Below are 7,902 nucleotides of genomic sequence, written 5' to 3'. Positions count from 1 at the left end.
CGACCGCCTGAGCACCACCGATATCGCGCGCGCCATCGGCCTCAGCCAGCCCGCGATCTTTCGGCATTTTCCGACCAAGGGCGACCTCTGGCGGGCCGTCGCCAACGACATCGCGGATCGCTTGCAAGCTGACTGGGCCGCCGCCGAAGCGGGGGCCCGCGGCCCACAAGCGCGCCTCAGGGCACTGATTGGCGCGCAACTGACGGCCATATCCGGGACGCCCGCCCTGCCGTCGATCCTGTTCTCGCGCGAGTTGCAGGTGGACAATCAAGGCCTGCGCGATGTGATCCGCGGGCTTCTCAGCGCGTTCCAGGGTCGCCTGGTCGCCGCTATCCGGGATAGCCAGACAACGGGCCAGCTGCGCCGGGACGTCAGCCCCGAGGATGTCGCCATCCTGCTGACCTCATTGGTGCAGGGTGTCGCGATCCGCTGGACACTGGGGGCGCGGAGCGGATCGCTGGTGCAAGAGGGCCTGCGCCTGTTCGAGGTGCAGATGGCGCTTGTCCGCGCGCCGCAGGACATGCCACATGACTAGCCCGCGCACAGGTTCCCGCGTTGCGGGTGGCATTGCCATCGCCTTCGGCGTTCTGACCCTGGTTTCGGGTGGCACGACGCTTCTGGGGGCGCTCGATATGGGGGCCGTGGTGGCCTTCGTGCTGTGGTTCAACACCGGGGCCGGGCTGGCCTATGTCGTCGCGGGCATCGGTCTGTGGCTCGGGCGGCATTGGGCCTTCCCCCTCTCGCTTGCGATCTTCGCGGCGACGCTTCTGGTGTTCGCGGGCTTCGGGTTTCACGTTGCCCGTGGCGGAGCCTTCGAGATGCGCACGGTTCTTGCCATGGCCCTGCGCAGTGCGGTCTGGGGGGGTATTGCCATCGTGGCATGGCGAATGCGGGACCACGAGCGATGCCGGACGGGGTAAGGCACGGACGCGCGACGAATACGGCGTGATGGCCTCGATATCATCCTCGACCACACCCACGGGATCGTCTGGCCGACCACAATCGGGGAGCAGCTCATGCCGGGCGCGTCACGGGGCCCGCTGCTTGTTCGGCGGCATTCGCCGCGCCGCGGCGGCAATCGTGATCACCACCGAGATCAGCATCAATGCCATGATTATCGAAAACGGGACCGCGACGACGATCATGACATCCCTGACCGAACCGACCCCACCCACCGCCATCACGGCGCCGGTGATCGCGGCGATGACCAGGGCCCACATGATCGAATGGATCGGGGTTTCGGACTGACCGCTGCCAGCAGCACCGATCGACTTGATCGCGATGATGGCCGCGGTCGAAGCCGCCACGATCAGGACCAGGAAAAGAAAGACGAGAACCGCTTTGAGAACGGTGGCCATGCCGGGAGAAAGCATGATGTTCACCGTCTCGTAGATGCGAAAGGCATGCTCGGCAGAAAGGATTGATCCACCGGCGGTCCCGTCCAATTCCAGAAGAAGCGCAGATCCTCCTGTTCCAGAAAACCAGACAATGCTCGCGGCTGTCGGGCCGAGAATGGCACAGAGCACAAACTCCCGGACGGTGCGCCCGCGCGAGATCCGGGCCAGAAACAGGCCGACAAATGGGGCACGGGCGATCCACCAGGCCCAATAGAATACGGTCCAGTCGCTCTGCCATTCGCGCTGCGCCTGACCGGCCCCGGACGCCGAGGCGTCATAAAGACCGGCCATCTGGGTCGGCAGGTTGCGCAGATAGGCCAGCGTCCCCTCGGAGGCTAGGTTGATGACCGCACGGCCACCGCCAAATATCACGAACACGCCGAGGATCGCGAATGCGAGGTAGACGCCGAGCTGAGAGGTCCATTTTACCCCCCGGTCCACGCCCGAGACGGCGGACGCAATGGCCACCGAGATCGACACAACCAACGCGGTCAGCAATGCGGTCAGCGGTGGGTTTCCTGCCTGGTCGGCGAAAAACCGGCTTCCCGTCAAGACGAAAAGACCCGAGGAGATCTGCTCGAGCCCGAGCACGATCGTCGTGATTATGCTCGAGATGATCGCAAGGATTGAAATGACGTCAACGGCGTGGCCGAACCCCCCTTCGAGATGCTTCCCAAACAGAGGCGCAAGGCCCGAACGCATGGTCAGCGGCTGACCGTAGCGGTGGCAGGCCAGCCCGAGCGCAAGAGCGACCATGGCGTAGGAGGCCCACGCGGTCAGGCCCCAATGCAGGAACACGAACTGCATCGCGGTTGCCACGCCCGCCTCGGATGCGGGCAAGACCTGTCCGGCCATGATTTCGGGATTCTGTGCGAAGTGGGACATCGGCTCGCTCACCGAGAACGCGAGGATGCCGGCACCGATTCCGGCACAAAACATCATCGACAGCCAGGATAGCGTGCTGTGCTGGGGCACTGACCCTTCAGGCCCAAGCCTGATCCGCGCCGATACCGGCAGACAGACCAGTACCACGCAAAAGACCAGGACCGCTGCTAAAAGGAAATTATACCAGTTCGCGAAGTAGGAAATCGTTGCGTCTTTCAGGAAGGTAAGCGCATTTCCCGATGCCTCGGGCAGCATCACCATGAAGATGACCATAATCAGAACGAGAAACTTGGCCGATATGGCGACCACGGGGTTGAACCCCTCGTAGATGCCCTGCTTGACAGTCCGGATTTCGAGACATGTGGTGACATTCGCCAGGGCGGATATGGGGGTCAGCGCGCCTGCGGCTGGCCAATGGATTCCGGCAAAGTTGTTACCGGCAAATTGGGTTCGTCTTGCCATTCGCAAATGTCTCCCCTTTTGTCCGGGCCGTTTCGGGATGGCCGCGCTTGCGCAGGGGACATCGGTTCGGAACCGGGTCGGCTATGGGAGCATTTCCACTGTTTTCGGGCCCCGTGTCCGTGATGTGGTTCACATAAGGCCATTCATTTTCTTGGTGTCAGGGGTATTGGACGATACCTGGGCCGGTCGCGAAACAGGTCACCATTCGGAAGAACAGGTTGGCATCGGGGGGGCGTGAGACCCAACGGGGACACAACAATCCGGCGGGTGCGAGGTGGAATACAGGCATGATCCCAGGCCGTGGTTCAGACCACGCCAGGGGCACCCAACTCGCAGAGGGCATCCAGGTCGCGCACCTTGATCCTGCCGCGGCCGATCTCCACGATGCCGCGTTCCTTCAGCGCTGTCAGCGATTTCGAGACGGTTTCCCTGGTGGCCCCGATATGTTCGGCAAGCTCGCCTTGGCCAATGCGAATGGCGCCGTCTTTCCCGACGGTCTGAAGCAGGTAAACCAGCCTGCGGGCCAGCCGCACGCCGACCGGCTGGAACGCGTAGTCGTTCAGTTCTTCGCTCATCCAGCGCAGGCGACCGATGGTGAGATACAGAAGGTCAATGGCCAGGTCCGGGTTGTTCCGGAGTTCTTCCTGAAGACGGCTCCCACGGACCTTCAGGAGCCGCGAATGCGCTTTGGCGGTGACGGTCGCGCTGCGTCGCCCGCCATCAAAAAGCGCAATCTCACCAAACACGGTTCCGGGCTTGAGCAGGATATGCGCCAGCCTGCGGCCGTCGCCGGACAGGGTGCTGATTTCCAGCAGCCCGTCGCGAAGCACATAGAGGGCATCCGCTTCATCGCCCTGCCGGAAGAGATCCTGGCCCTTGCGCAAGGTGTTCTCGGTGCCGAGTACGGCCAGCTTGTCCAACAGTTTGCCAGGCGCGGCGCGCGAGACGCCAAGAACGCCGGGAAACCGATCGGCATGTGGGTCGCTGCTGTCGCTCATCCCGAACAAACCTGGCATTGCGGCGCGGGCCTGGGTGGATGGTGCAGCGCCTCGCCCCGAAAACCGACCGCGGGTGGTTTCTTGCTGGCCGCGCTCACGGGGCGCTCAATTTCTGGTTCGCGGCGGTCAGTTTGGCATGCGTGTCCCGCGCGAGGCTGCCCTGGAGGTGAAGTCGCAATTCGGGGTTTTTCCTGCAAAGCTGGTTCAGCGTTTGCGCATCCACAGCGAAATAACGCGCCTTCCGGGCCAACGTAACCGTTGCGCTGGCGGGACCGCCGTCAAAGCAGGTCAGCTCTCCGATCACGCTTGGAGCCACCAATGTGCCGACGGGTTTGCCGCTTGCCGACACGTCGGCCATGCCATCGGACAGGAAATACAGGAACCCGATTTCTTCGCCCTGCGTGGTGATCTGGATGCCGGCATCGGCATCGACCCAGGTGCCGGCGGATAACAACTGCCGCGCATCGGGCGGGGCAAGGTCGGGAAACCAGGCCGCGATCAGATCCTGCTCCTCCTGGGAAAACCGGGCCCGGCTGGTCAAGAGGTAGTAGCGTGTCATGCCGACGATGCTGATCACAATCCAACTGATCTGGATAATCGCGGACCAGAGGTTAAATTCCGCTGTCAGAGACGCAAGGATAAACGCGGCTGCCGACAGGTTGAGCAGCGCGTAGGTATATCCGGCACCTCTTATCCTGCCGGTCTGAAGCGCGGCGTAAGAGCCGAGATACAAGGTGACGCCAAGAAAGCCCATGACTTCGAATGCGGCAGCAGGCAAGAGGTTCGACATGGTGCGGTTACCCGTTCGGTTAAAGGTTTCGGCTTTCGAGCGGATTGCAACTCAATGGGTGTTTTCGGGGGGTCTCGATCAAGTCCGCCAGGTGGCTTCAAACGATTGTTAACGCGTGATCGGTCGGCACTCCATAGGTTCGATATGCACCGAAGTCTCCGGGCGTGATCAGAGCCCGGTCGATGCCCGTATCCCGGACAGCCGTTCGAGTTCCGCCGCAAGGCCCTCTTGCCTGAACAAACGCTCGGCCAGATCAAAGCTCTCGCGGGCGGGGTCGGCCTTGTTCGCAGCTGCAAAGATCAAGCCGAGGCAAGTGTGAGCGCGGGCGACGAACAACCCCTTGGGCTGATCGAACTGGGACAGAAGATCGCCCAGAAGGGCTTCGGCTTTTCTTCGCCCGGTCATCCGCAGGTAGATTGCCATGGCGATGTCGGCGAGACCGAGTTTGGGAGCCGGAGCGTCGATCTTGAGATCACCGGTGATCGTCAGGAGAAGCTCTGCCCGGTGCAGCAAGAAGAAGCGGCGGGTTTCGACATGGCCTTTTGCCGCGATCATGGGTTCAATCCGCCGCAAGTGCCGCCAGCCACGCCAGATCCGTCCGTGCGCAAACAGGGCGAAACCGATTTGGATCGTCGTCGCATACCGCGACGTGAGTTCGCCGCGTTCCAAAAAATCGTCGTGGATGGCCTGACGCCGTTCCAGCGATCCGGGGATGCCAAGGGCGAGTTCGGCCGCAAGTTTCAAACCTTCGAAAATCAGTCTCACTTCGCTGTTTGCGGGCGCGATGGCCAGCCCGGTTTCGGCCAGTGAGATTGTCGTATGGCTGTCATTGGCCTCTACCGCGTTCAAGGCGCGATTCCAAAGTCCGACCAGGTAGATATGGGTTTGGCTGTAGGGATCGCCGCGCGCCTCGATCTCGTCATTCACTTCGGATGCGCGGCGCAACATCCCGTGTGAACGATAGGCGGCCATCATGTGAAACATGCGATTGGCGTAGATCGCCGGATCGTGCAGGTCTTCGGTGAAGGCGCGCGTCTCCTCGAAGAGCCGTTCCACCTCTTCGATTTCGCAAAGCCCGCTGTCGCTGAGGGCGCGCATCAATACGATCTTGGCATAGGCGATGGTTCTCTGATGGCCAAGGCGGGTCGCCATCTCAAGCGCGTCGGTCGCCATCTGTCGGCTTTCTGCGAAATTCGACATGTGGCAATGCGCCTTGGCGGTCAGGATAAGCATCAAAGTCAGGGTGGGCGAGCCTTCGTCTGTGCGCAGGCGCGGCAGCCAGGTATCTGAAACCTCGATCACGGGCCTGAAGCGGTCCATCATGTCCAGGCAGCGCAGTTGCATCGACACCGCGTCTTCCAATTCGTCCTGCCCGAACTTGGCCGCATCCGCATTGATCAGGCGAAAGGCGCGATCCATAAGCGCAAGACAGCTTTCCAGCGCATAGAAACCATAGGCCTTTCGCGCGGCTTCCCGCAGATACTTGACGGCACGTTTCGGCTCGTCAGCCTTTTCGAAGTGATCGGCAAGGACATCGGCAATTCCGGTCGCCCGATCGCCGGTAACGCTTTCCAGGGCTTGCGCCACGGATAGGTGCATTGTCTTCCGGGTCGATGATGGAAGCGTGGTGTAGATCGAGTCGCGAAACAGAATGTGGCGAAACCGGCAGGTGCCCCGGGGATCGGCCGGATCGGGCTCGACAAGCCCCTCTGCCGCTTCGAGCAGCCGATCAAGATCCGCATCCGAATGATCGGCCACCATTCCAAGCACGTCGCGGCGGAAGCTTCGCCCCTGCACCGAGGCCGCGCGCAACAGCCCCTTCGTGGCAGGTTCGAGCTGGTCAAACCGCGCCAGCGCAATGTTCTGGATTGCGCCAATTCGTCCGGCTTCGACTTCGCCGGCGCGATTTGCCGCGTGGTGCAGAATCTCGATGGCGAAGAACGGGTTGCCCTCGGACTGCCGTGTCACCCGTTCGACAAGCTTTTCATCCGCTGCCTCACCGACAACGGAGCGAGCGATGGTCCATATGTCTGCGGCCTGCATCGAACCGGCCTCGATACTTTCGATGCGGTCTGTCGGCATCCGTTCGGGCCAGCCCACCGGCCGCGTGGTGCCCAATATGCGAAACGGGGCCGGAGCGGACTGTATCACCGCCCTGAGAACTTCCAGACTGAGCGGGTCAATCCAGTGCAGATCCTCCATCGCAATCAGGCACCCCTCGTCCTGACCCAGTGAGATCAGGCCAGCAGTCAGGGCACGGAGCAGGGCGGTCTCGTCAAGCGAAACCGCCTCGGAGCCCGACGACTCCTTTTCCGCAACCAGGGTGAGCAACACCTTTCGATCAGCCGGTTCGGAGGGCAGGATAGGGGCCAGACTGGATTGAAGCGCCTCGGTCGACATGCCGTCGTGCCAACCGCTATACCCCCGCAAGATCTCGATCAGTGGGGCCAGAGGCCGGGCGGTCGTGATTGGATGGCAAGCCCCGACGATAAGCCTACGGTCACCCAGTCGGGCCGCGAATTCACCCAGGATGCGCGACTTGCCAATGCCCGCCTCGCCGACGATCAGGCCCGCGGGGCGACGCCTGTAGTTCTCCGAGTGCCAGCGCATCAACTGGGCAAGCTCCGCGGCGCGGCCGACAAATTCCCCCCTGTTCCCGCCGACCCCTTTCGGCGGGCTGGGACCATCTGAAATCACCTCAAGCAATTGAAATATCGGAACCGGCGCGGCGAAACCTTTCAGCTCACGCGGGGGCAGCGGCCTGAAGTTTGCCAAACCCGCAGTGTCTATGGCGACGCTTTCCGAGCAGATCACGCCGTTCGGGTCCGCCAATGATTGCAGTCGTGCCGCGAGATTGATCGTGTTTCCGCTGGCCCCGATTGTTCCATCCGTATCACGCCGGGTGATCAGCACTTCGCCAGCCGCCAGCCCCACCCTAAGCTGGGGTGCAAGGCCAAAACGCGCCTTGTATTCCCAGGACTTGGCGCGCACCGCCTCGCATAGCTCGAGCCCGGACCGGCAGGCGGCCAGGGACGCGCGATCAATGGAGGTCGGCGCGCCGAACAGGGCGAAGAACCCGTCCCCCATGTCGTTGATGATCGTCCCACCATGAGCCGCCACGACGGATTGCGCGACGTCGAGGACATCTTGCAGAAGTAGAAAGCTTGCTTCCGGTCCGAGACGCTCGCTCATCTCGGTTGAAGCCAACATGTCGACCATCATGACCGTCGACAGCCGCAACTCGCTCTGCGTGTGCAGTTTCTTTGGCATTCCGACCTGAGGATCATCGGTATCACCAGCCATGGAAGCACCCGGTTTTGCGCGCCGCGCGGACACCGCTACGGTCTTTGGGTTCACGCTTCGGAGACCG

6 protein-coding genes are annotated in these 7,902 nt (G+C 62.2%); 2 read left to right on the top strand and 4 right to left on the bottom strand.

Annotated features, from left to right (window positions below; all coding sequences use genetic code 11):
• The coding region (locus tag HNS34_RS16210) for a TetR/AcrR family transcriptional regulator (protein WP_172321138.1) at positions 1 to 535 on the top strand (535 nt) is incomplete at its 5' end.
• A complete protein-coding gene (locus HNS34_RS16205) occupies positions 528 to 920 on the top strand; it encodes a hypothetical protein (protein WP_172321137.1) in 393 nt (130 codons plus the stop codon). The genes HNS34_RS16210 and HNS34_RS16205, both read left to right, overlap by 8 nt.
• A 108-nt stretch (positions 921 to 1,028) precedes the next feature.
• On the opposite strand, the gene HNS34_RS16200 is transcribed toward HNS34_RS16205, so the two are convergent.
• The 4 genes from HNS34_RS16200 to HNS34_RS16185 form a co-directional block, all read right to left on the bottom strand.
• Positions 1,029 to 2,744, bottom strand: a complete 1,716-nt coding sequence (locus HNS34_RS16200; protein ID WP_172321136.1) for a BCCT family transporter — start codon at positions 2,742 to 2,744, stop codon at positions 1,029 to 1,031.
• Between the two features lie 305 nt (positions 2,745 to 3,049).
• Positions 3,050 to 3,742, bottom strand: coding sequence for a Crp/Fnr family transcriptional regulator (locus tag HNS34_RS16195; protein ID WP_172321135.1), 693 nt, complete (start codon positions 3,740 to 3,742; stop codon positions 3,050 to 3,052).
• 94 nt (positions 3,743 to 3,836) lie between these two features.
• Positions 3,837 to 4,532 (bottom strand): cyclic nucleotide-binding domain-containing protein, encoded by a 696-nt coding sequence (locus tag HNS34_RS16190; RefSeq protein WP_172321134.1) that lies wholly within the window; start codon positions 4,530 to 4,532, stop codon positions 3,837 to 3,839.
• A gap of 168 nt (positions 4,533 to 4,700) precedes the next feature.
• On the bottom strand, positions 4,701 to 7,835 hold the full coding sequence (locus HNS34_RS16185) for an ATP-binding protein (RefSeq protein ID WP_172321133.1): 3,135 nt from the start codon (positions 7,833 to 7,835) through the stop codon (positions 4,701 to 4,703).
• Positions 7,836 to 7,902 lie beyond the last annotated feature (67 nt).

Origin of the sequence: Alterinioella nitratireducens (assembly GCF_013155465.1) — a bacterium.
Taxonomy (GTDB): Bacteria; Pseudomonadota; Alphaproteobacteria; order Rhodobacterales; family Rhodobacteraceae; genus Alterinioella; species Alterinioella nitratireducens.
Note: the sequence above shows the minus strand (reverse complement) of the source record. Positions and strands in the feature narration are given on the sequence as shown.